Annotated in this window: 23 protein-coding genes; 10 read left to right on the top strand and 13 right to left on the bottom strand. The window is 66.3% G+C overall.

Features of this window, described 5'->3' with window-relative positions:
• Positions 1 to 37: 37 nt before the first annotated feature.
• From D1604_RS08410 to D1604_RS08395, 4 genes are all read left to right on the top strand, one after another.
• On the top strand, positions 38 to 1,675 hold the full coding sequence (locus D1604_RS08410; RefSeq protein ID WP_233551978.1) for an amidohydrolase family protein: 1,638 nt from the start codon (positions 38 to 40) through the stop codon (positions 1,673 to 1,675).
• An 80-nt stretch (positions 1,676 to 1,755) separates the two neighbouring features.
• Entirely contained in the window at positions 1,756 to 4,707 is a 2,952-nt protein-coding gene (locus tag D1604_RS08405) for a TonB-dependent receptor domain-containing protein (RefSeq protein ID WP_119412923.1), read from the top strand.
• A 90-nt stretch (positions 4,708 to 4,797) separates the two neighbouring features.
• Positions 4,798 to 6,588, top strand: coding sequence for a DUF885 domain-containing protein (locus tag D1604_RS08400; protein ID WP_119412922.1), 1,791 nt, complete (start codon positions 4,798 to 4,800; stop codon positions 6,586 to 6,588).
• Between the two features lie 121 nt (positions 6,589 to 6,709).
• Positions 6,710 to 7,204 (top strand): Lrp/AsnC ligand binding domain-containing protein, encoded by a 495-nt coding sequence (locus tag D1604_RS08395; RefSeq protein ID WP_003168884.1) that lies wholly within the window; start codon positions 6,710 to 6,712, stop codon positions 7,202 to 7,204.
• A gap of 60 nt (positions 7,205 to 7,264) precedes the next feature.
• Here the strand turns inward: D1604_RS08395 and D1604_RS08390 are convergent, their stop codons facing one another.
• Genes D1604_RS08390 through D1604_RS08380 form a run of 3 tightly spaced genes read right to left on the bottom strand, consistent with a single transcriptional unit; the run spans position 7,265 to position 8,601 of the window.
• A complete protein-coding gene (locus tag D1604_RS08390) occupies positions 7,265 to 7,489 on the bottom strand; it encodes a YdcH family protein (protein ID WP_119412993.1) in 225 nt (74 codons plus the stop codon).
• A 39-nt stretch (positions 7,490 to 7,528) separates the two neighbouring features.
• Positions 7,529 to 7,999: a TIGR02444 family protein gene (locus D1604_RS08385; RefSeq protein WP_119412921.1), complete on the bottom strand. Its 471-nt coding sequence runs from the start codon at positions 7,997 to 7,999 to the stop codon at positions 7,529 to 7,531.
• On the bottom strand, positions 7,996 to 8,601 hold the full coding sequence (locus D1604_RS08380; protein ID WP_119412992.1) for a UbiX family flavin prenyltransferase: 606 nt from the start codon (positions 8,599 to 8,601) through the stop codon (positions 7,996 to 7,998). The genes D1604_RS08385 and D1604_RS08380 overlap by 4 nt, the downstream gene beginning before the upstream one ends.
• Before the next feature lie 126 nt (positions 8,602 to 8,727).
• On the opposite strand from D1604_RS08380, the gene D1604_RS08375 reads away from it, so the two are divergent.
• On the top strand, positions 8,728 to 8,901 hold the full coding sequence (locus D1604_RS08375; RefSeq protein ID WP_119412920.1) for a YdcH family protein: 174 nt from the start codon (positions 8,728 to 8,730) through the stop codon (positions 8,899 to 8,901).
• Positions 8,902 to 8,985: 84 nt separating this feature from the next.
• Here the strand turns inward: D1604_RS08375 and D1604_RS08370 are convergent, their stop codons facing one another.
• Positions 8,986 to 9,651, bottom strand: coding sequence for a DUF1013 domain-containing protein (locus tag D1604_RS08370; protein ID WP_024353292.1), 666 nt, complete (start codon positions 9,649 to 9,651; stop codon positions 8,986 to 8,988).
• Between the two features lie 217 nt (positions 9,652 to 9,868).
• Between D1604_RS08370 and D1604_RS08365 the strand changes: the two genes are divergently transcribed.
• Positions 9,869 to 10,498 (top strand): beta/gamma crystallin-related protein, encoded by a 630-nt coding sequence (locus D1604_RS08365; RefSeq protein WP_119412919.1) that lies wholly within the window; start codon positions 9,869 to 9,871, stop codon positions 10,496 to 10,498.
• A 60-nt stretch (positions 10,499 to 10,558) separates the two neighbouring features.
• On the opposite strand, the gene D1604_RS08360 is transcribed toward D1604_RS08365, so the two are convergent.
• Positions 10,559 to 11,530 carry an NAD(P)H-quinone oxidoreductase gene (locus tag D1604_RS08360; protein ID WP_119412918.1) on the bottom strand — a complete coding sequence of 324 codons (972 nt, stop codon included), beginning with the start codon at positions 11,528 to 11,530 and terminating at the stop codon, positions 10,559 to 10,561.
• Between the two features lie 82 nt (positions 11,531 to 11,612).
• Between D1604_RS08360 and D1604_RS08355 the strand changes: the two genes are divergently transcribed.
• Positions 11,613 to 11,816, top strand: a complete 204-nt coding sequence (locus D1604_RS08355) for a DUF1192 domain-containing protein (protein ID WP_024353289.1) — start codon at positions 11,613 to 11,615, stop codon at positions 11,814 to 11,816.
• A gap of 105 nt (positions 11,817 to 11,921) precedes the next feature.
• The gene (gene rcdA, locus D1604_RS08350) at positions 11,922 to 12,428 is read left to right on the top strand and encodes a protease adaptor protein RcdA (RefSeq protein WP_169469169.1); all 507 of its coding nucleotides are present in this window, start codon (positions 11,922 to 11,924) and stop codon (positions 12,426 to 12,428) included.
• A 12-nt stretch (positions 12,429 to 12,440) separates the two neighbouring features.
• On the opposite strand, the gene D1604_RS08345 is transcribed toward rcdA, so the two are convergent.
• Both D1604_RS08345 and rpmE read right to left on the bottom strand, forming a co-directional pair.
• Positions 12,441 to 14,000, bottom strand: coding sequence for a L,D-transpeptidase family protein (locus D1604_RS08345; protein ID WP_119412917.1), 1,560 nt, complete (start codon positions 13,998 to 14,000; stop codon positions 12,441 to 12,443).
• A 153-nt stretch (positions 14,001 to 14,153) separates the two neighbouring features.
• Positions 14,154 to 14,378, bottom strand: a complete 225-nt coding sequence (gene rpmE, locus D1604_RS08340) for a 50S ribosomal protein L31 (RefSeq protein WP_003168899.1) — start codon at positions 14,376 to 14,378, stop codon at positions 14,154 to 14,156.
• Between the two features lie 132 nt (positions 14,379 to 14,510).
• On the opposite strand from rpmE, the gene D1604_RS08335 reads away from it, so the two are divergent.
• Positions 14,511 to 16,367, top strand: coding sequence for an ABC transporter transmembrane domain-containing protein (locus D1604_RS08335; protein ID WP_119412916.1), 1,857 nt, complete (start codon positions 14,511 to 14,513; stop codon positions 16,365 to 16,367).
• A 212-nt stretch (positions 16,368 to 16,579) separates the two neighbouring features.
• Here the strand turns inward: D1604_RS08335 and D1604_RS08330 are convergent, their stop codons facing one another.
• The 6 genes from D1604_RS08330 to D1604_RS08305 form a co-directional block, all read right to left on the bottom strand.
• Positions 16,580 to 17,620, bottom strand: coding sequence for a glycerophosphodiester phosphodiesterase (locus D1604_RS08330; protein WP_119412915.1), 1,041 nt, complete (start codon positions 17,618 to 17,620; stop codon positions 16,580 to 16,582).
• 126 nt (positions 17,621 to 17,746) lie between these two features.
• Positions 17,747 to 18,553, bottom strand: coding sequence for an inositol monophosphatase family protein (locus tag D1604_RS08325; RefSeq protein ID WP_119412914.1), 807 nt, complete (start codon positions 18,551 to 18,553; stop codon positions 17,747 to 17,749).
• A 132-nt stretch (positions 18,554 to 18,685) separates the two neighbouring features.
• Entirely contained in the window at positions 18,686 to 19,252 is a 567-nt protein-coding gene (efp, locus tag D1604_RS08320; RefSeq protein WP_024353283.1) for an elongation factor P, read from the bottom strand.
• A 128-nt stretch (positions 19,253 to 19,380) separates the two neighbouring features.
• Entirely contained in the window at positions 19,381 to 19,917 is a 537-nt protein-coding gene (locus D1604_RS08315) for a TspO protein (RefSeq protein WP_233551977.1), read from the bottom strand.
• A 72-nt stretch (positions 19,918 to 19,989) separates the two neighbouring features.
• Positions 19,990 to 20,490, bottom strand: coding sequence for a bacterioferritin (bfr, locus tag D1604_RS08310; protein WP_119412912.1), 501 nt, complete (start codon positions 20,488 to 20,490; stop codon positions 19,990 to 19,992).
• A 163-nt stretch (positions 20,491 to 20,653) separates the two neighbouring features.
• Positions 20,654 to 20,839 (bottom strand): (2Fe-2S)-binding protein, encoded by a 186-nt coding sequence (locus tag D1604_RS08305; RefSeq protein ID WP_003168909.1) that lies wholly within the window; start codon positions 20,837 to 20,839, stop codon positions 20,654 to 20,656.
• 118 nt (positions 20,840 to 20,957) lie between these two features.
• Between D1604_RS08305 and thiE the strand changes: the two genes are divergently transcribed.
• On the top strand, positions 20,958 to 21,617 hold the full coding sequence (gene thiE, locus D1604_RS08300) for a thiamine phosphate synthase (RefSeq protein ID WP_119412911.1): 660 nt from the start codon (positions 20,958 to 20,960) through the stop codon (positions 21,615 to 21,617).
• Positions 21,618 to 21,669 lie beyond the last annotated feature (52 nt).

The following is a 21,669-nucleotide window of genomic DNA, read 5'->3' as shown; positions in this document are numbered from 1 at the left end:
GGATTGCAGCTTGCGGACTCGTTTAGAGAAAAAGTCCATGTTCAGGGGCGCCGGCGCGGCGTGTGCGGCCGCGCTTATGTTGGCCACGGCGCCGAGCGCAGTTTCAGCTCAAACTCAGGCTCAGGCGGCGCCGACGCGCGCCAGCCTGAATCCGGCGCCGGCGCGTCGGGCGGGCGAGGGATACGGGCCTTATCCCCTGATGGTGGTGCGCGGCGCCATGCTGATCGACGGCACGGGCGCGCCGCCGATGGGGCCGGTCGACATCGTCATCGAGAATGACAAGATCACGGACATCATTCAGGCCGGCTGGCCGGGCCTGCCGGAGCGCGAAGGCCGCCCGCCGCTGAATGCAGCGCACGAGATCGACGCGCGCGGGATGTACGTCATGCCGGGCTTCGTCGACGCCCACGCCCACGGCGGCAGCCCGCAGAAGGCGCCGGACCTTGAGTATGTCTACAAGCTGTGGCTCGCCCACGGGGTGACGACGGTGCGCGGCGTCAGCCTGGCGCCGCACGACATCGCCGTGTCGGAAAAGGCCCGCTCGGCCCGGGGCGAGATCGTCGCCCCGCGCATCTACAACTATCAGACCATCGGTTCAGGCTGGTCGCGGGGCCGCATCCGCAGCCCTGAGATGGCGCGCGAATGGGTGCGCTGGGGCGCGGCCAACGGCGTGGACGGCATCAAGTTCTTCCTGCGCGGCGACGAGACGCCCGAGGTGGTCCTGGCCGCCATCGACGAAGCCAAGAAAAACCACATGGGAACGGTCGCCCATATCGCCCAGCCGGGCGTGGCGCAGTTGAACGCCGAACAGCTGGCGGCGGCGGGCCTGGGCACCATCACCCATTTCTACGGCCATTTCGAATCTCTGCTGGGCGGGCGGACGATCCAGAACTATCCGACCGACTACAACTTCTACGACGAGCAGAAGCGGTTCGGCGAAGCGGCGGAGATCTGGGACGAAGTCGAGCCCGGCTCGCCGCAATGGTACGCCTATCTTGAGGCTCAAAAGGAGACGGGCGTCGTCTTTGACCCGACGATGACCATCTATGCCGCCTCGCGCGACCTGATGCGGGCGCGTAATGCACCCTGGCACCAGATCTATACCCTCCCGACGCTGGCGGACTATTTCCAGTCCACGCGCGACAACCACGGCAGCTACTTCTTCGACTGGACGACGTCGAACGAGGTGGCGTGGCGCCGCTTCTATGAGCGGTTCATGCTGTTGCTGAACGACTACAAGAAGGTCGGCGGCCGGGTCACGGTCGGGTCGGACTCGGGCTTCATCTGGAAGCTGTACGGCTTCGGCTACGTCGAAGAGCTGGAACTGCTGCAGGAAGCCGGTTTCCATCCGTTGGAGATCGTTCGCGCCGCCACGATGGACGGGGCCATGACCCTGGCCGAGCCGACTGGCAAGGCGCCGACCTTCGGCATCGTGCGGCCGGGCATGAGTGCGGATCTGGTCATCACGACCGAGAACCCGCTGGCCAACTTCAAGACGCTTTACGGCACAGGGCATGAACGCTTGAGCCCTGAAAACCGCATCGAGACGGTGGGTGGGGTGCGTTGGACGGTGGCGCGCGGCGTCGCCTACGACGCGCCGGCCCTGCTGGCCGACGTGCGGGCCATGGTCGATCGGCAAAAAGCCGAACGAGGAGAGGCGCAAGGAGGGCGCTGATCCAACAACGGACGAGCCGGACGCCGCCTAATGGGGAGGGCGCGCCCGTGCTTCACATCAAAAAAACGAGGGGTGATTCAATGAGACTGTCTGCGTATCTGAAGACCGGCACCATGATCGCCGGTCTGGCCGTCACGGCCGCCGCCGCCCAGCCCGCCTGGGCGCAATCCGAAAGCTCGGGCACCGACCCGGAGGCCAGCGCCGTCGCCGACATCGTAGTGACCGGCTCGCGTATCCGCCGCCCGAACGTCGAAGCCTCGACCCCGGTCAACGTCGTCGACGCTCAGGAAATCGAGAACATCGGCGTCACCAACCTGATCGACGCCATGGCCCGACAACCGCAGGTCGGCCTGGGCGCATCGGCGTCCAGCACCACCAATACGGTGGCAGGCCAAGGGCTGGCGACGCTGAACCTGCGCAACCTGGGGGCCAGCCGCACCCTGGTGCTGGTCAACGGTCGCCGCCATGTAGCGGGGTCGAGCGGCACCAGCGCCGTGGACGTCAACACCATCTCCAAGACCACCATTGCTCGCGTCGATACGGTGACCGGCGGCTCCTCGGCGGTCTACGGCGCCGACGCCGTGGCCGGCGTGGTGAACTTCATCACCAAGCAGGACTTCGAGGGCGTCGCCGCCCAGGCCCAGTACGGCTCAGCCGACGGCCCGAACACCTACTATGGTTCTGTGGCGATCGGTCGGAACTTCAACGACGGCCGCACCAACGTCATGGCGGCCGCCACCTATGACAAGACTGAGGGCCTGTACCGGCACGAGCGCGACTACGCGATGAGCGGCCTGGCCTACATCCCGAACCCGAACAAGAAGAGCCCGGATGACGGCCTGCCGTCCTTCATTATGGCCCGGGACGTCTATACCAACATCACCAACGACAGCTTCACTCCGGTGATCGTCACCCCGATCGGCGGCAATGCGGCCTACAGCCTGACCTTCACGCCGGACGGCAAGCTTGTTCCTTTCGACCGCGGACAGGTTGTGGTGGACGGCAACGGCCGCCCGCAGAAGGTTTCCATCGGCGGCGACGGCTTCAAGTTCAGCGAAGACGCTCTGCGCACCCCGGTCGAGCGGTACGGGGGCGAACTGCAGATGCGTCACCAGTTCCAGCCGTCCGGAGACTTCATCACGGAACTGAACCTGTTCGCCGAGGGCAAGTATTTCCACACCGAGGCGACCAGCCAGCGCGAAAACGGCACCTTCGCCGGCGATGTGGAGGGCACGGCGACCGGAAACGCCTATCGCATTCAGGCCGACAACCCCTTCCTGCCCAGTGACCTGCGGGCCATGCTGACCGCAGCCGGTGTGACCAAGTTCGACATCACCCGTAACGACCGCGATTTCGGCATCCGTACCTATGAGAGCGTGTATGACACCACCCGCTTCGTCGCCGGCGTGGACGGCGCTTTCAGCAACGGCTGGCGCTTCGAAGCCTACGCCAACTACGGCCAGACCAAATCGGAGTTCACCAATTTCGATCGTCTGCAGAAGGAGTTCTATCAGTCGATCGACGCCTACCTGGATCCAGTGAGCAACACCATCGTCTGTCGGGACGACGCTGCCCGCGCCGCGGGATGCAAGCCGCTCAACCTGTTTGGCGCGGGCGTCGCTTCGCAGGAGGCGATCGATTACTCCTACATCCACACGGTGCGGAACGACATCACGCGCCAGTGGAACGCCGTGGCCAGCGTCAACGGCGAGTTGTTCTCCTATCCGTCACTCTTCAGCGGGACCAGCCTGCCGGTCGCCTTCGCGGCGGGCGTGGAGTGGCGCAAGGAATATGCGCGTTCCGTACCAGACAAGCGCTCACAAGATGCGTTGATCTTCCAAAACGCCCAGCAGATCACCGACGGCCGATATGAGTCCAAGGAGATCTTCGGTGAGATCAACCTGCCGCTGCTGGCGGACGTTCCGTTCGTTCAGTACCTGGATCTGACGGCGGCCTATCGCTACCAGGACTACACCACCACGGGCGGCGACAGCAGCTATGGCGTCGGCCTGGAATGGACGGTCGACCGCAACATCCGCTTCCGCGGCAACTACGCCAAGGCCGTACGTTCGCCGAACATCAACGAGTTGTTCGGCGGCGGCAGCGAGGGCTACAGCCAGATCGAGGATCCCTGCGACGCCACGCGCCTGAACCTCGGCAACGCAGCCTCGAACCGCAAGGCGAACTGCGCGGCCCTGGGCCTGTCGCCGGACTTCGTCCAGTCGACCGCCACGCGCCCGGTGGTCAGCCAGGGCAACCCTGACCTGAACCCGGAAGAGGGCGAGACCCTGACCTTGGGCGTGGTTCTGACGCCGTCCTTCCTGCCGGGTCTGGCGGTCACGATCGACCACTACGATATCAAGATGAGCGACGTGATCGCCTCGCTGGGCTGGCGCAACATCATCAACAACTGCGTAGACAGCCCGAATCTGAGCAACCCGTTCTGCACCAGCGTGTCGCGCGGGGCCGACGGCAACATCACCAAGGTGCTGAACCAGGTTCTGAACGTGGCCGAGTACACCAACTCGGGCTGGGATGTCACCGCGTCGTATCGCACGGACCTGGCCAAGCTGGGGCTGCCGGACTACGGCTCTCTGTCGTTCAATGCGGCGGCGGGTTTCTTGGAAGACCTGACCTATGATCCGGTGCCGGGCGACGCCAGCGTGCGGGATGAACAGGCGGGCGAACTGCCCAATCCCAAGCGCCGGATGAACTTCCGCGTCACCTGGGATTATGACCGCGTCTCGCTGTCCTACGCCAACCAGTATCTGAGCAGCATGGTGCGCAGCAATCAGGATCCGGCGGGGGCCTATGAACCCTATAAGGCGCCGTCCTGGCTGACCCACGACATCCGGGCGGAGTATCGGTTCGACAAGTTCTCGGTCTTCGCCGGGGTGAACAACTTCACCAATGAGGAGCCGCCGCAGACGCCGTTCACCTGGACCGGCACGTCGCTGAACACGGGGTTCAACGCCAGCGTCTACAACAACCTGGGCCGCTACGCCTACATCGGCGTGAACGCGCGCTTCTGATCCGCAAACAGGGAAAGCCGCCCGGCGACGGGCGGCTTTTCACACGGGGCGGCCTAAGCGGGCGTCCGCATGACTATGGGGGAGAAACTGATGAAGACCCTGACCGCATACAGCGCCATCGTCGCCGCCGCCGGCGTGCTGGCTTTCGCCGCCCTGCCGACGGCTGCGTCGGCCTCGGCGCCTGCCACGGCCACGGCGACGACGGCCAGCGCCCTTGACGCCCAGTTCCGCGCTATCGCCGACGAAGAATACGCCTGGCGCCGGAACGAGATTCCTTCGCGAGCGTCCAAGCCGACCAATCTGCCGGACGTCAGCGCCGCCACCCAGCAGCGCCGCCTAGCCTATTGGACCGAGATCCAGCGCCGCCTGAACGCCATTTCGCCGGACCAACTGTCGCCGTCCGAGCGCACCAACTACGCCGTCTACAAGCACCAGATCGACAATTTCGTCGATGACGGCCGTCATCGCCTCTACGAAATGCCCTTCAACTCGGACAGCTCGTTCTGGTCGTCGATTTCGGGCATGGCGAACCAGACCTTCACCTCGGTGGAGGACTATGACCGTTACCTGTCCCAACTGCGCGACACGCCGCGCTATTTCGACCAGCAGATCGCCAATATGCGCGCCGGACTGGCGCGCGGCTTCACCCAGCCCAAGGCTTCTTTGGTCGGACGAGACGTCTCCATCCTGGCGGTGACCGAGCCGACGGATCCGCAGGCCAACCCGATCTACAAGCCCTTCATCGACATGCCGTCGACGATTCCGGAGGCAGACAAACAGCGCCTGCGCGCCGAGGCTGTTCAGGTGATCCAACAGCAGGTCGTGCCTGCGCATCGCACCTTGCTCAGCTTCATCCGCGATGAGTATGTGCCAGGCGCGCGCGACACCCTGGGCGCCAACCGCCTGCCAGACGGCGACGACTTCTATCAGACGCAGATCCGTCAATACACGAGCGTCAACCTGACGCCGGATCAGATTCACCAGATCGGCCGCGCCGAGGTGGCCCGCGTCCGCGCCGAGATGGAAGCGGTCATGCGCAGCACCGGATGGACGGGCAGCTTCGCCGACTTCCTCACCTTCCTGAAGACCGATCGCCAGTTCCAGTACGACAAGCCCGAGCATCTGCTCTGGCACGGCGCCTGGGTGATCAAGAAGGTTGACGGCAAGATGGGGCAGTATTTCAACCTGAAGCCGCGCGACACCTTCAGTCTGGTTCCGGTGCCGCCGGCCATCGCGCCCTTCTATACGGCGGGACGCGGCGGCAACGGGGCGTGCTTGTTGAACACCTATGACCTGCCGTCGCGTCCGCGATACAACATCCCTGCGCTGACGGTGCATGAGTGCAACCCCGGTCACGCTTGGCACGGCGTGCTGCGTCGCGAGCACGCCGCCTTGCCGGAATGGCGCGCGCAGGCGGGTATCTCGGCCTTCAGTGAAGGCTGGGCTCTCTATACGGAAAAACTCGCTGTGGAGATGGGCATTTATGAAGACGCCTATGAGGATTTCGGACGCCTGACCTATGAGATGTGGCGCGCGGCCCGTCTGGTGATCGACACTGGCGTCCACTCCAAGGGCTGGACCCGCGATCAGGCCGTCGCCTTTCTGAGCGAAAATACGGCCCTGTCGGATCATGAGGTCGGCACCGAGATCGATCGCTACATCACCTGGCCCGGACAGGCCCTGGCCTACAAGCTGGGCGAGATTGAAATCGTCCGCCTGCGTCGCAAGGCCGAGGCCGAACTGGGTGCCGACTTCGATATCAGGGCCTTCCACGACCATCTGCTGGCTCTGGGCGTCGCCACCATTCCGGCCATGACAGCCGAAATGGAGGCCTTCATCGCCCAGAGCAAACAGGCGGCCGGGACGCGGCGCGCCGAGTAAGCGGCCGTTTTTCTGACAGGCGATCTTTCTGGCCGGCGATTTTCTCCCAGGTTGTTGGTCTTCACCGCCTGCTGATCCATTGCGGATCAGCAGGCGGTTTGACAAAGTTGGAGTAGGGTAGATGCGTAAGGGGGAGCCGCGCATGAACACGGCGGATTACAAGTTGGATGACGCGGATCGCCGAATCCTGAGGGTGTTGCAGCAGGATGGGCGCATCACCAATCAGGACCTGGCGTCCGCCTGCAACATGTCGGCGTCATCGTGCTTTGAACGGGTGCGCCGCCTGAGGGAGCGGGGCGTGATCGTCGGCTATACGGCGCTGATTGATCCGAAGTTCGCCGAGCGGGAACTGCTGATCTTCATCGAGGTGCTGCTGGATCGCACGACCTCGGACATTTTCGACCAGTTTGCAGACCGCATCCGGCGCTCGCCTGAGGTGCTGGAGTGCCACATGGTCGCCGGCGGCTTTGACTATCTGGTCAAGGTGCGGATGAAAGACATGGCCGCCTATCGCGTCTTCCTGGCCGACACCCTGATCACCATGCCGGGCGTGCGCGAAACACGCACCTATGCGGTGATGGAAGAGGTCAAGGACACTTCGGTCCTGCCGCTGTAGCGCGTGCGTTTCTGCTTCCCTCTCTCGCCGGGAGAGGGAAGCTGCCAGGCCCGGAAATTATCAGGCGATGATGTCAGGCAGGATGCGGTCTTGCAGCTTCACGATGTCATCGCGCAGAGCCAGCTTCTTGCGCTTGAGCCGGGCGATCATCAGCTGATCGGGCGCAGGCATATGGCCCAACGCCTCGATCGAGGCGTCCAGGTCGGCGTGCTCCTGCAGGAGGCAGGTCAGCTCGGCGCGCAGCGCCTCGTCTTCTTCGGACAGGTAAGGTTCGTCGTCGTTCATCATCAGGCCCCGGACCGGGCGATTATAGCTGAGCCAGGGTCAGGTCGGAAGCAGGTCGGCCAGGGTTCTAAGCCCCGGCCGCGGCACGACCCTGTCCCATAGCCGCGCGGCCTCGGCCATCGCGTCGACCGCCGGGCGCGGGGCGGCTGAGGCGGCGGGAGACAGGGCCTGAAGCCCCTCCAGCAGATGCCGCTCGGCGGCCAGTTCGGCGGCCTTCACCTGCTCGCGCACCGCCAGACGGGCGTCGGTTTCGAGGTCCGGAACAGGCGTCTTGAGCGTGCGCCGCACCGCGCGCAGCGGCGCGATGGTCGTCGTCTGCCAGGCGCGCGCCGTGTCGCAGGCCGCCTCGATCGTCTCTTCGTCCGGACGACGGCCGGTGGCTGCGGTCCAGGCCGCCCACAGCAGCAGAGGCACGTTCTGTTCGTGATAGTCCTGCAGCGACAGGCAGGCCTCGCTCACGCCCGGCGCGGCATAGGCGGCGCAGGCCCAGGTCCACAGGTCGTCGCTCATGCCTCGGCCCCGCCCTTCAGCCCTTCCCAGCGGCGCACCGGCGCCCAGTCCAGACCAAAGACGTCCAGCGCCCGGCCGACCGACTGATCGATCATCTGCTCCAGACTTTCCGGCCGGGCGTAGAAGGCGGGTAGGGGCGGGGCGATGACGGCGCCCATCTCGGCAAGGGCCGTCATGGTGCGCAGGTGACCCAGATGCAGCGGCGTCTCGCGCACCATCAGCACCAGCGCACGGCGCTCCTTCAATGTCACATCGGCGGCGCGGGTCAGCAGTGTCGAGGTGACGCCAGTGGCGATCTCGCTCATCGTCCGCACAGAACAGGGCGCGACGATCATGCCCAGGGTGCGGAACGAACCGGATGAGATGGTCGCTCCCACGTCGTTCAGCCGATGAACCACATCGGCCTTGGCCGTCAGTTCGTCGGGGGTGAGATTCGTCTCCTGCGACAATGTGAGCAGGGCGGCGCGGGTGACGACCAGATGGCTCTCGACGCCCAGTTCGCGAAGGGCGTCCAGCACGCGCGCGCCATAGATGACGCCGGAAGCGCCAGAGATTCCAACGACTAGCCGAGAGGGCGCCAGCGCCCGAACGGTCGAGTTCACAACATCGGCCAAATTCGCCTCCAACCTGTCCGTGTCCGGAGCGGCGAGGGTCACTGCAATGTGATTCCACACCCCGTCGAACCGGGCGCTCAGTGTAGTGGTCCCTTACACATGGAGGCGCAAGCCATGACCATCGAGGCTCGTATTCGCGAACTGGGTAATCGGCATCGGTCGCTGGATGAGACCATCCAGCAGGAGATGCGCCGCCCCTCCGCGGACCCGATACACCTCAGGGAGATGAAGCAGCGAAAGCTGCGACTTAAGGAAGAGATCAATAGCCTGGAAGCCCGCGCTCACTGACGCCGCTTTCCATCTGAAAATGACGACGGCCCCGGAAGATCGCTCTTCCGGGGCCGTTTTGTATCGTTCGGCGGATCGAAGGGATCAGTCGCGCGGGCCGAACACCGATTCGGCAGTGGGCTCGGCGCCCATGCCATATTCTTCTTCGGCGTCTTCGACGGCGGCTTCCGGTTCGGGTTCGGCCTCGATGGGTTGCAGGACGCCGTTCTTGGCGTCGTCCTTGGCCTTCTTGTCAGCAGCCTTGCGGACCACTTCGTCCAGTTGCAGCTGACCGGTCAGGCCCAGCGTCACAGGGTCGACCGGCTTGATATTGGCCGAGTTCCAGTGGGTGCGGTTGCGCACGCTCTCGATCGTGGCCTTGGTCGTCCCAAGCAGCTTGGCGATCTGGGCGTCGGTCACTTCGGGGTGGTTGCGGACGAACCACATGATGGCGTCCGGACGGTCCTGACGGCGCGACACAGGCGTGTACTTCGGACCTGACTTGGCGGGCTTCAGCAGTTCGGCGTGGCGGCTGACCACGGCCTTCATGCGGTAGTTTTCATCGTTCTGGGCCTTGTCCAGCTCTTCGCGGGTCAGTTGGCCGTTGACGATGGGGTCAGCGCCGCGAATGTCGCGCGCCACGTCGCCATCGGCGATGCCGCGCACCTCCAGCGGGTGCAGGCCGCAGAAGTCGGCGATCTGCTCGAACGAGAGCGAGGTGTTGTCCACTAGCCAGACCGCGGTGGCCTTGGGCATCAGGATGTCGGTCATGGGCATGGATCCCGGCGGTTGCGGCCCGAAAAAAAGGGCGTTTGAATCGACGGCGCCCGACCTTTTCGGCCGGGCGCGAGAGACCCTTTATAGGTGATTTCGGCCGAAATGAAAACGTCGTCTGTCGTCGCCATACAGCAAAGGTTCATCTGTGATGATGAACATTCAGGGCCAGGGCGCGTTGTGCGCCGGAAGAGACCTCTAAGGAGACCGTGTCATGAAGAAGTTCGTGGTTGCAGCGGCAGGTTTGGTCATGGCGGCGGGCGGCTTCTCCGTCGTCAATGTCGGGACGGCTGAAGCGCAGGTTCAGGCCCGTGGCGCGCCGCGCGGTTCCTATGCGCAGAGCTGCACCGGCTCCTATGTGAACCAGGGCCGTCTCTATGCTGATTGTCGCGACATGCGCGGAAATGTCCGCGAGACCTCCATCGAGCTGGCGCGCTGCTCCAGCGACGAGATCGTCAACCGTGACGGCCGGCTGGCCTGTGGACGCGTGATGGGAGATTTCGAAAACAGCGGTCGGCCGAACCGTCCCGGCGGCGGCTGGGACAACAATCGCCCCGGTCAGGGCGGCGGCTGGAACCAGTCCTCGATCACTGTTTATCGCGACGCCAATTATCGCGGCCAGTCGATGAGCTTCCGCGACGAGGTTCCGAACCTGCGCAACCTGGGCATGAACGACGCGATCAGCTCGATCCGCCTGTCGCGTGGAAGCTGGGAAGTCTGCGAAGACGCCAACTATCGCGGGCGCTGCGAGGTCGTGCGCGGCGATATCCGCGACCTGCGCAATACGGGCCTGAACGACAAGATCTCGTCCCTGCGTCCGGCCCGCAGCGGCGGTCGCTGGTAAGCTGTAGCGACGGTTTGACGGATAGGGCGGGAAGCTTCGGCTTCCCGCCCTTTTTCTTGATCAGGGCAGCAGCACGACCTTGCCGACGTGGGCGCCCGTTTCCAGGTGGGCGTGGGCGGCGGCGGCCTCGGCCAGGGGGAAGGTCGCCTCGACCTGCGCCTTGACGGCGCCGGATGCGACCCACGGCCAGACGGTCGCCTCGACGGCGGCGGCCAGCCGGGCCTTTTCATCGGCGGGGCGGCTGCGCAGGGTCGAGCCGGTCAGCACGATCCGCTTCAGCATGATCCGCATCAGATCGACCTCGGCCTTGGCGCCGGTGAGGGTGGCGATCACCACCCAGCGTCCGCCGGGCTTCAGGGCGTTGAGGTTCAGTTCGGCATAGGCGGTCCCGACCATGTCCAGGACCACGTCAGCGCCGCCCGCCTCCTGAATGGCGGTCGTCAGGTCCTGCGTCGTCGCGTCCAGACTGACATCGGCGCCCAGGGCGCGGGCGGCCTCGGCCTTGGCGGCCCCACGCGAGGTGGCGATGACGCGGGCGCCCGCCGCCTTGGCCATTTGAATGGCCATGACGCCGATGCCGCTAGTGGCGCCGTGGAGCAGCAGGGTCTCGCCTGCTTTAAGCCCGCCGCCTTCGAAGACGTTGGCGAAGACGGTGAAGGCGGTCTCGGGCAGGGCGGAGGCCTGCACGAAGTCGAGGCCGTCGGGGATCGGCAGGGCGTGGCGGGCGTCGACTACGGCGTATTCGGCATATCCGCCGCCGCCCAGCAGGGCGCAGACCCGGTCGCCGATCGCCCAGCGGGTCACGCCCTCGCCGACGGCCTCGACCTCGCCCGCAACCTCCAGCCCCAGAATGTCCGAAGCGCCCGGCGGAGGCGGATAGCGGCCCTCGCGCTGGACGATGTCCGGGCGGTTGACCCCGGCCGCACGCACACGGATGCGGATCTCGCCGGGCGCCGGAACGGGCAGGGGGCGCGTCGTCAGGCGCAGGGCGTCGGCGGGGCCGCGTCCGTTTTCGATCTCAATGGCCTGCATGGTGAAGCCTCCCTTGCTTGCATTCCTGTTCAATGCGGCGTTCACATAGGGGTTCGTGTCTGCGATGGCCAAGGAGGCGAGGATGAGTTTTGAAGATCTGGAGCCCCGGCCGCAGCGCGGCGAGGCCCTCAGCGCCCTCGGCCGCGAAGACCTCGACCTCTATGCGGTGGACGAACTTCAGGAGCGGATCGCCGCCCTTGAGGCCGAGATCGCGCGTTCCCGAGCCGCCATCGACGGCAAGTCGTCGCAGCGCAGCGCCGCCGATGCGCTGTTCAACTTCCGCTGAGCGACGGCGGTTGGGGATGGTTTCGACGGCGCTCTGCCACAGAGGCGACTTCCGTGGCATGACGATTGCAGCCAGCGGATACATGAAATTCTTGGATGGACGCCTGTGACCGCCATTGAAGCCAATCTGAGCCGGGCAGGCCTGTCGGGCGCCGAGGTGCTGGATTTCGCGCGCTCTGAGTTGTTTGAGCGCACCTTCCGCGAAGGCATGGAACTGGTCGAGGAGACCGCCGCCTATCTGGACGGGGACGGGCGCCAGGATTCACGCCTGCTGTCGCGGGCGGCGGCCCTGTCCTATGCGGGCGAGAGCATGAAGCTGACCACGCGGCTGATGCAGATCGCCTCGTGGCTTTTGGTCCAGCGCGCCGTGCGTGAACAGGACATGAGCGCCGAGGCGGCGGGCGATCCCCGCTATCGCCTGGCCGATCGCCGCATGGAGACGGAACCGCGTCGCGGCGACCTGCCCATCGCCCTGATCGAATACGCCGTGCGGGCCGAAAAGCTGTACGACCGCGTGCTGCATCTGGATCGTCAGATGTATGTCGAGCCCGCGACGGCGCCCGCCAATCCGGTGCAGAACCAGATGGACATGCTGCGCGCCGCCTTCGGATAAGGTAGCGGCGCCTTAAGGCGTCACTTCGTCCGGGTCGATCGGGGCGTCGGCCACCACCTGCGGCAGGTTGACGGCGATGCCGAGCGCATCAGCCAGCTTGGCGTCCCGCTTATAGACGTCCTCGCGGAAGGCGACGCGGCCCTGACCGTCGACGAAAGCGGTCCAGTACAGCAGGCGCACGCCGATGTTGCGGCCGGTGGTCACCCGCTTGGTTTCGCCGCTGGCCTGCGCCTCGTCGAAGGTGGCCAGACGCGCCGGGTCGGGCGACAGCAGCAGGCGGGCGAAGCCGATGGCGTCCTGCACCCGCACGCAGCCGTGACTGCGCTGGCGCACCGACAGGTTGAAGGCCCCCCGCGCGGGCGTGTCGTGCAGGAAGATGGCGTAGCTGTCCTGCAGCTCGAACTTCACATTGCCCAGCGACGACTTCGGCCCGGCGCGCTGCACTACCCAGCCGTCGGCGTTGACGTACATGTCGTTGGCGGCGAGGTAGGCGGGGCCCTTCGGCAGGATTTCGCGACGCGCGATGCCCATCGGCACCGTCCACGGCGGATTGGCCACGACCGAGGCGAACGGCTTTTCAAGGCTGGGGGTCTGGTTGGCGACGGTGCCGACGACGACGCGGTTGGAGTGAACCGGCTTGCCGTCCTTCCAGTAGACCATGATGGCGGCGGCGGTGTTGACCTCGATCCGCTCGGGATTCAGGTCGCGCTTCAGCCAGCGGCGGCGCTCCAGGTTCAGGGCGATCTGGCGGGCGCGATCCTCGGCCGTCGCGGTCAGCGAGCGCTGGGTGGCGCCGCCGATGCGGCCGTCGGCGCCCAGACCGTGGCGGGTCTGGAAACTGCGCACCGCCTGCTGCAACTCAGGGCCGTAAGCCAGATTGCCCTTCAGGCGCTCGGCGTTGGCGGCGCTCAGGTCGCCCTCAGCCGCCAGGCGGGCGATCAGGGCGGGGATGCGCGGGTCGCTGGTTCCCGGCTCGATCGTGCCGCTGTTCAGGCGAAAAGCAGGCCAGCCGCCCTGACGGGCGATCCGGCGATAGCGGGCGTAACCGGCCGACAGATTGGTGTAGCCCAGATCCGTCGGGGGCAGGGCGTCGAACCACTGGCTCAGTTTGTTGGCGGCGACGGCGTCGACGAGGCCGCGCGGCAGGTCGACGCTGTTCTTCTGCATCTCCCACAGCTCTTCGACCGTCTCGGGCCGGACGCGGCCCTCGGCCAGAACCTTCGCATAGGCCAGGGCGGCGGCGGTGGTGCGGATTTCGGCCGTTTCGCGGTCGGCGGCCAGGCCGACGAAGTCGAAGAAGTCTCCGGCGGGCAGGCCGTGGCGCTCGGCCCCGGCGGCGACTTCCTGAAGCACGCGCAGGCGGTCGGCGGTCCAGATGGGCTTGCCCTGGGTCAGCTGATAGACGGCGCGGACGTCGGCCTGCTGGCCGGCGGGCAGGCGCCCGGCCTGAGCGTCAAAGCCGGCGATGAAAATCTGCGGGTCGGTCGTGCGGGTCTGCGCAAGCGCTCCGCTTGCGGCCGCCAGCGTCAGGCTCGTCGTGGCGACGCCAAGGCCCAGTTCCCGTCGATTCATCGTCTGCAACTCTTGTGGTCCGATATCGGCCCGGACCCAGCGTCCACGCCCCGGAGGATCGAACGCACCCATGTTAACGGCGTTCCAGGCAACAAAAAAGCGCCGGCCCGGGGACCGACGCTTTTGTGGCGAACATGTCGCAGCAAGCGTGGCTTACTTCTTGATGAAGCCGCCGAACTTGTTGTTGAAGCGCGACACGCGGCCGCCGCGGTCCATCAGGTGCTGGTTGCCGCCGGTCCAGGCCGGGTGAGACGTCGGGTCGATGTCCAGGTTCAGCGTGGCGCCTTCCTTCCCGTAGGTCGAACGGGTCTGGTAGGTGGTGCCGTCGGTCATCACAACAGTGATGAAGTGGTAGTCGGGGTGCGTGTCCGCTTTCATCGATCTTGTCCGTCTCTGCGCGACGACGATGCCGACCGTCACTGCGCGTAATTAGAGAATCCCGCCACGGAGCGCGACGGGAGCGAGGGGCGGCGTTTACACCGGGGGGCGATCCGGGGCAAGAGCGCTGCCATGACCCACGCCGAACCGCAACGTCACGCCCAACCGACAGGACAGCCCGAGGGCCGCCCCGGCGCCGGGGCCGTCCTGGCCGAACAGATGGATGAGGCGGGCGGCAAGCGCGCCAAGAGCCGCAACATCCGTCCGCTGGGCCGGTTGCTGCCCTTCCTGGCCCGGCACAGGCTGGACGCGGGAATTTCGGCGATCTGGCTGATCGGCTCGACTGTCGCGTCGCTGGCCCTGACGGCGACGGCGCGCGGCGCCATCGACCAGGGATTCGAGAACGGCGGCGCCGACATCGATAAGTGGTTCCTGATCCTGGGCCTCAACGCCGTGATCCTGGGGCTGGCGACGGCGCTGCGCTATTTCTACGTGACCAAGACCGGCGAGCGGATCATCGCCGACCTGCGCACAGCGCTGTTCCAGCGCATCCTGACGCTGGACCCCGTCTTCTTCGCCCATATGCGTACGGGCGAGGTGCTGTCGCGTCTGACCACGGACATTCAGCTGGTCGACACCCTGCTGACCACCTCGATCAGCTATGCGCTGCGCAACTTCCTGACCCTGATCGGCGGGGTGATCCTGCTGTTCTTCGTCAGCCCGAAGCTGACGGGCTTCGTCCTGTTGATCGTGCCGGTGCTGATCGCGCCCCTGTTCATCTTCGGTCGGATCGTGCGCAAGCTGACGGTGAAGTCGCAGGACACCTTCGCCGGGGCCGTGGGCTTCGCCGGGGAAAGCGTCGACGCCATCGAGACGGTTCAGGCCTTCGGCCGCGAAAAGAGCGCCATCGGCCGCTTCGGTGCGGCGGTGGAAGAGGCGTTCGGCGTCTCCCTGCAGCGGATGCGGGCGCGGGCGGTGATGACGGCCATGATCATCGTCGTCATGTTCGGCGGCGTGACCCTGGTGCTGTGGCTGGGCGCGCAGGACGTGATCGCCGGGACCATGACGCCGGGCGCTCTGCTGCAGTTCGTGCTCCTGTCGGTGTTCGCGGCGGGGGCTGTCGGCGCCTTGGGTGAAAGCTGGGGCGACGTGCAGAAGGCGGCCGGGGCCATGGAGCGGATCGACGAGCTGATGTGCGCCGCCCCCGCCATCGCGCCGCCCGCCAGCCCGGTCGCCCTGCCGCAGCCGCCGCGCGGCGAAGTGTCGATGTCGGCTGTGGACTTCGCCTATCCGGGCCGCCCCGACCTGCCCGCGCTGAAGGGCTTCAGCCTGACCGTGCGGCCGGGCGAGACGGTGGCTCTGGTCGGGCCGTCGGGGGCGGGCAAGTCGACGGTCTTCCGCCTGCTGCTGCGTTTCTATGACCCGCAGTCGGGCCTGGTGTCGGTGGACGGCGTGGACGTGCGCGCGGCCGATCCGGTCGCGGTGCGCAACCGCTTCGCCTGGGTGTCGCAGGAGGCGCCGCTGTTCTCGGGCTCGGCGCTGGAGAACATCCGCTTCGGTCGCGAGGCCGCCACGCTGGAAGAGGCCCGCGCCGTCGCCGCCGAGGCGCAGGCCCTGGGCTTCATCGACGCCCTGCCGGAGGGCTTCGACACGCCGCTGGGCGAGCGGGGCAAGAGCCTGTCGGGCGGCCAGCGCCAGCGTCTGGCCATCGCGCGGGCTCTGGTGCGCGAGGCGCCCATCCTGCTGCTGGACGAGGCGACCAGCGCCCTCGACGCCGAGAACGAACGTCTGGTCCAGGCGGCGCTGGATCAGGCCATGTCCGAACGCACCACCCTGGTCATCGCCCACCGTCTGGCGACGGTGCTGCGGGCTGACCGCATCGTGGTGATGGACGGCGGCCAGGTGGTCGAGGAAGGCACGCACGCCGAGCTGTCAGCCAGGGGCGGGCTGTATGCGCGTCTGGCCAAGCTGCAGTTTCAGGGGACGTAAAAGCTACCCTCTCCCGGCGGGAGAGGGCTTGAGCGCACGAGAGCGCAGCGATCGTTCTGGCGCGAAAGGGTGAGGGGCTTGTCCTATCAGTCGGCGTAAGCCGTCGCACAACGGCCTTCGGCCGACTTTGATCGCGAACCCTCACGCTTTTGCCTTAGCCAATCGCCTCCGGCTCTTGGAGGCTCAAGCCCTCTCCCACCGGGAGAGGGAAACTAACGAGTCTCGACAGCGGCCGCGGGAAAGTCGCTGAACACGGCGTCGACGCCCAGCGCGTAGATCGCTTTCAGCCACCCCGTCAGGTCGCCATGCGCGGCCGGCTCCTCGCCCACGCGATACTGCGCGGGCAGGAACACGTTCTCCGCCCGCAGCGTCCAGACCGCGACCTTCAGGCCCGCTGCATGGGCGTCGGCCGTCAGGGACGACGCCTCCAGCGCGCGGCCCGCATCATCGCGCGGAACGACCATCAGGTCCTGTACGCCGATGTAGTCAGCATAGCGGGCGATCTCGGCCAGCCCCTGCGGCGTCTCCATTTCGGCATAGGTCACGCCGGGCCGGTCGGCAGGGCCGCCGTCCGCCTGCATCAGTTGCAGCAGCGGCGCGTCGATGCGCGCCTTCAACCGCTCCAGCGTCCCGACCTCGAAGCACTGGATCAGGATGGGAGCCTCGGCGCCGGTCAGACCGTGGCGCTCCAGCGCTGCGACGAAGGCCTCCTCCATCGGCTGGCCCAGAGCGGCGAAATGGCTGGGGTGCTTCAGTTCGGGCGCGACGCCGATGACGCGTCCGGTGCGGGCGCTGGCGTCGCGGGCGATGGCGAGGACCTCGTCGAAGGTCAGGATCGGCTCCTGCCCGTCGAAGGCGGCCGAGGAGGTCCGCAGGGCGGCCAGCCGCTCGCGGGCGCGCAGGGTCTTTATCTCCGCCAGGGTGAAGTCTTCGGTGAACCAGCCGGTGACGAGGACGCCGTCCACGTCACCGGTGGTGCGGCGCGCAGCGAAGTCGGGATGGTCGGCGACGTCGGTGGTCTCGCCGATTTCGTTCTCGTGGCGAACGACCAGATAGCCGTCGCGGGTCATGACCAGGTCCGGCTCGATGAAGTCCGCGCCTTGGTCGATCGCCAGCTCATAGGCAGCGCGGGTGTGCTCGGGCCGCTCGCTTGAGGCGCCCCGGTGGGCGATGACGATGGGGCTGGGAGACGGCGTGGACATGGCCGGTTGGCTCGACGACAGAAGGGCGACGGTCAGGATGGCGGCGATCATGCACGAAGGGTAGGGACCGGACGTGACAGGCGCGCGATTACGACAGAGGCGGCGCCTCTTGCGAAGCGCCGCCCCATCCGGCTGGTTCAGCCGACCTCCCCATGGAAGGGGAGGCAGAATGCTGTCTTACGCCTCGCGCAGGATCTTGCGCAGCTTGGCCTGGATTTCGGGATTGCCCGCCACGATCTGCTTGCCGCTCATGGGATCGCCGTCCTGGTCGATGGTGGTGACGACGCCGCCGGCTTCTGTGACCAGCAGTATGCCCGCCGCCACGTCCCACGGTTGCAGGTTGCGCTCGAAATAGGCGTCGTAGCGGCCCGCGGCGACCCAGGCGAAGTCCAGCGAGGCGGCGCCCAGGCGACGGATGCCCGCCACGCGCTGGCCCACGGCGTGGATGTCCTTGATGGCCTGGCCGTGGCCCGTCTTGCCGATGAAGGGCAGGCCCGTGGCGATCAGGCACTCGGCCATGTCGGCGCGTCCGGCGATGCGGATGCGCGTGTCGTTCAGGTAGCAGCCCTTGCCCTTTTCGGCCCAGAACATCTCGTTCAGGACCGGGTTGTAGGTGACGCAGGCGACGATCTCGGCCGTGCCGTCGGGATGCTTGCGCTCCAGGCCCACCGTGATGGCGAAGTGGGGCATGGCGTGCATGAAGTTTGTGGTGCCGTCGATCGGGTCGACGATCCAGGTGTGGGTCTTGTCGGTGCCTTCGATCATGCCGCGCTCTTCGCCCAGGAAGCCGTAGCCGGGGCGGGCCTTCAGCAGCAGTTCGAACAGGGTCTGTTCAGCCTTGACGTCGGCTGCGGTGACGAAGTCGCCGGGGCCCTTGCGGGACACCTGGAGCTGGGACACCTCGCCGAAATCCCGGAGCATCGGGCGGGCGGTCTTGCGGACGGCGTCCATCATGACCTGGAGCAGGGCGGAAGCGAGGGCCATAGGCGGTTCTCCTGATCCGTCGATCCTTGAAAGGCCTGCGGCCCGGATGGACGGAGAAGCAAAAGGGGCGCGGACCATCCGCGCCCCTGTAGTCATAACTTGCCCGGCCTTGGCCGGGAAACGAGACTTTTATTAGTCCGCGCGGCGGACGTATTCGCCGGTCGAGGTGTCGACGACGATCTTCTCACCCGTCGACATGAAGGGCGGGATCATGACGCGGATGCCGTTCGAGGCCTTGGCGGGCTTGTAGGACGACGAGGCGGTCTGGCCCTTCACGGTCGGCTCGGTCTCGACGACTTCCAGAACGACCTGTTCCGGCAGTTCCAGGCCGATCGGGCGCTCCTCGTGCGACTCGATGATGACCTTCATGCCTTCCTGAAGGTAGGGAATGCGGTCTTCGCCGACCCAGCCCTTTTGCAGTTCGATCTGCTCATAGGACTCGTCGTCCATGAAGACGAGCGTTTCGCCGTTGTCGAACAGATAGGAGTAGTCGCGCTGTTCCAGCGTGACGCGCTCGACCTTGTCTTCCGAGCGGAAGCGTTCGTTCAGCTTGTTGCCGGTCTCGAGGTTCTTGGCCTCGACGTTGGCGAAGGCGCCGCCCTTGCCGGGCTTGACGTGGCTGGCCTTGGTGACGACCCACAGGCCGCCGTTGTGTTGCAGGACCATGCCGGGCTTGATGGTGTTGGCGTTGATTTTCATGAGAACCGTAGGGCTCGTTGCTGGGGGGCGGCAGGCGCCGACCGCCAGAGCGTGGCGCGCCAAATCGCCGCGAGCCCTAGAGGATAAGGCGAAAAAGGGCAATGGCGACGGCGTCGCTGCGTGTTGTTTCAGGCTGGGCTGTCCAGACCGCGTTCAGCCTGATTGGCCAGGCGCACGCCAATGCCGGTCGGAGCCGCCAGCTTGGCTGCGCCGGGGTCGAGCTTGCGCGCTTCATGGGCGAAGGCGGCCGCCAGCCCGGCGGAGGACATGGCGGCCAGAATCTGGGTCCAGCGCCCAGTCGGGCGGGCGGCCAGCCAGACCGCGTTGACTGTCTGGGCGACGGCCCAAAGGCCCATGGCGGCGTTGCGGCCGGGCCGGGCCGGAGCGTTCCATACGCGCAGAGCCGACAGGGTGGTGGCCGAAAAGACTGCGGGCAGGATCAGGCTGAACGGTCCGCGCGGGCGCTCGGTGATCGGGCCTTCGCGCTCGCGGGCCCCTGTCAGGCTGCGGGTCTGGGGGGAAACGGCGCGCGTGGCCACTACGGTGGCCGCCAGGGCGAAGCCGACGGTCAGCGCGGCGCCCAGGGCGACGTGGCGCCAGTCGCGGCCTTCGGCGTTGAGGAAGTCTGCCGCGTGGTCGCGGGCGGCGTCTAGGGCGTCGTCCATGCTGCTCATGCAGCCAGAACAACCGGGCGCGGCGGACGTTCCCGCCCTCTGGGGCCGCGCCCGGCCTTTGGATCAGTTGCCCGTGGCGGCGCCGTCGGTGACGATTTCCTTCATGGCCGACTGCAGATAATTCTGTGCGCCCATCAGTTGGATCAGGCTGTGCTGGTTCTCGAGGAAGTCCACATGCTCCTCGGTGTCGGCCAGGATCTTCATCAGCAGGTCGCGGCTGACATAGTCGCGGGCTTGCTCGCACTGGGTGACGGCGTCCCGCGTCGTGGCGCGGCTGTCGATCTCGAGCTGCAGGTCAGCGCCCAGGCACTCGATTGGGTCTTCGCCGACCTTCAGCTTGTGCAGGTCCTGCAGGTTGGGCAGGCCGTCCAGGAAGAGGATGCGTTTGATCAGCATGTCGGCGTGCTTCATCTCGCCGATCGATTCTTCGTAGATGACCTGACCCAGGTGAGCCAGGCCCCAGCTTTCGAACATGCGGGCGTGCAGGAAGTACTGGTTCACCGCCGTCAGTTCGTTGGTCAGCACCGCATTGAGGGTGCGGATGATCGCGGGATCGCCCTTCATGGTCGTCGTCCTTTAAAAGCAGCGGCGGAGTCGGCCTTGACGCAAGACCGAGCCTCGGAACCGCCCGTGACGACCTTCATACCACGGCTTTGCCGTCGCAGTTTATTTGCGAGTTTTTATCACTGCATTGATAATGCGAGTGAAATCCGCTTTCAAAACGGGCCTATTCCGCTGCGATGGCGAAGGCGGTCTGCTGTTCCTGGATCATCTGGCGCATCTCGCACACGCATTTGGCGCATTGCGGCGCGCACTGATGGCTGGCGAAGATGTCCTTGGGACGGTTCGCGCCCGCCTCGATGGCTAGGGCGACGTCACGCTGGCGAAGGCCGTTACAGTTGCAGACGTACAAGGCGAGGCACCCGGAACACTGAGAATGGCTCGCTATAGCATCTATTAAGGCGGGTGCAAATCATTCTCATGCGCTCTGCAACATTGACGGGGTGGGCGCCGAAGGGCAGGGCGGTGTCATGGCTCGTCAACCGCAAATTCCCGCCCGTCCGCCCTGCCGTCTGTATCTGATCACGCCGTCGGTCCTGCCGGATCTCGAGGCCTTCGCCGTCCAGTTGGAGGCCGCGCTGGCCGCCGGCGACTGCGCCGCCTTGCAGATCCGGCTGAAGGAGGCCTCGGACGACGCCATTCGCGCGGCGGTCGCGCGGCTGAAGCCCGTCTGTCAGGCGCACGGCGTCGCCCTGATCATGAATGACCGGCCCGATCTGGCTCGCGCCACCGGCTGCGACGGCGTGCATGTGGGCCAGGAGGACGCCTCCCTGGCCGATGCGCGTCGCATGATGGGCGAGCACGCCATGATCGGCGTCACCTGCCACGACAGCCGCCACCTGGCGATGGAGGCGGCTGAGGGCGGCGCCGATTATGTGGCCTTCGGCGCCTTCTTCCCGACGTCGACCAAGGAGGTGGTCCATCACGCCGAACCGGACATTCTGACGATCTGGCAGGAAACGATGGAGACGCCCTGTGTCGCCATCGGCGGGGTGACGGTCGAGAACGCAGGCGGCCTGGCGGCGGCGGGCGCCGACTTCGTCGCGGTCAGCGCAGGGGTCTGGCTCTATCCGGATGGTCCTGCAGCGGCCGTGCGCGCCTTCAATGAGGTGCTGGGCGCCGCATCCTGAAGTCCAGCATCGATTTCAGAGGATGTTTAGGAACATGGATCAAGATCAGGCC

It is taken from the genome of Brevundimonas sp. LPMIX5 (assembly GCF_003576505.1).
Lineage (GTDB): Bacteria > Pseudomonadota > Alphaproteobacteria > Caulobacterales > Caulobacteraceae > Brevundimonas > Brevundimonas naejangsanensis.
This window is presented reverse-complemented; position numbering and strand designations above follow the sequence as displayed.

What these genes read in the sequence shown, in the direction of transcription:
- D1604_RS08370 (WP_024353292.1), bottom strand. Translation starts at nt 9,651, where the DNA reads ATGACCGACATCCTGATGCCCAAGGCCACCGCGGTCTGGCTAGTGGAC.
- D1604_RS08325 (WP_119412914.1), bottom strand. Translation starts at nt 18,553, where the DNA reads ATGGCCCTCGCTTCCGCCCTGCTCCAGGTCATGATGGACGCCGTCCGC.
- rpmE (WP_003168899.1), bottom strand. Translation starts at nt 14,378, where the DNA reads ATGAAAGCGGACACGCACCCCGACTACCACTTCATCACTGTTGTGATG.
- D1604_RS08405 (WP_119412923.1), top strand. Translation starts at nt 1,756, where the DNA reads ATGAGACTGTCTGCGTATCTGAAGACCGGCACCATGATCGCCGGTCTG.
- bfr (WP_119412912.1), bottom strand. Translation starts at nt 20,490, where the DNA reads ATGAAGGGCGATCCCGCGATCATCCGCACCCTCAATGCGGTGCTGACC.
- D1604_RS08345 (WP_119412917.1), bottom strand. Translation starts at nt 14,000, where the DNA reads ATGAATCGACGGGAACTGGGCCTTGGCGTCGCCACGACGAGCCTGACG.
- D1604_RS08330 (WP_119412915.1), bottom strand. Translation starts at nt 17,620, where the DNA reads ATGATCGCCGCCATCCTGACCGTCGCCCTTCTGTCGTCGAGCCAACCG.
- D1604_RS08395 (WP_003168884.1), top strand. Translation starts at nt 6,710, where the DNA reads ATGCGTAAGGGGGAGCCGCGCATGAACACGGCGGATTACAAGTTGGAT.
- D1604_RS08400 (WP_119412922.1), top strand. Translation starts at nt 4,798, where the DNA reads ATGAAGACCCTGACCGCATACAGCGCCATCGTCGCCGCCGCCGGCGTG.
- D1604_RS08335 (WP_119412916.1), top strand. Translation starts at nt 14,511, where the DNA reads ATGACCCACGCCGAACCGCAACGTCACGCCCAACCGACAGGACAGCCC.
- D1604_RS08410 (WP_233551978.1), top strand. Translation starts at nt 38, where the DNA reads ATGTTCAGGGGCGCCGGCGCGGCGTGTGCGGCCGCGCTTATGTTGGCC.
- D1604_RS08365 (WP_119412919.1), top strand. Translation starts at nt 9,869, where the DNA reads ATGAAGAAGTTCGTGGTTGCAGCGGCAGGTTTGGTCATGGCGGCGGGC.
- D1604_RS08355 (WP_024353289.1), top strand. Translation starts at nt 11,613, where the DNA reads ATGAGTTTTGAAGATCTGGAGCCCCGGCCGCAGCGCGGCGAGGCCCTC.
- thiE (WP_119412911.1), top strand. Translation starts at nt 20,958, where the DNA reads ATGGCTCGTCAACCGCAAATTCCCGCCCGTCCGCCCTGCCGTCTGTAT.
- efp (WP_024353283.1), bottom strand. Translation starts at nt 19,252, where the DNA reads ATGAAAATCAACGCCAACACCATCAAGCCCGGCATGGTCCTGCAACAC.
- D1604_RS08315 (WP_233551977.1), bottom strand. Translation starts at nt 19,917, where the DNA reads ATGGACGACGCCCTAGACGCCGCCCGCGACCACGCGGCAGACTTCCTC.
- D1604_RS08385 (WP_119412921.1), bottom strand. Translation starts at nt 7,999, where the DNA reads ATGAGCGACGACCTGTGGACCTGGGCCTGCGCCGCCTATGCCGCGCCG.
- D1604_RS08375 (WP_119412920.1), top strand. Translation starts at nt 8,728, where the DNA reads ATGACCATCGAGGCTCGTATTCGCGAACTGGGTAATCGGCATCGGTCG.
- D1604_RS08360 (WP_119412918.1), bottom strand. Translation starts at nt 11,530, where the DNA reads ATGCAGGCCATTGAGATCGAAAACGGACGCGGCCCCGCCGACGCCCTG.
- D1604_RS08390 (WP_119412993.1), bottom strand. Translation starts at nt 7,489, where the DNA reads ATGAACGACGACGAACCTTACCTGTCCGAAGAAGACGAGGCGCTGCGC.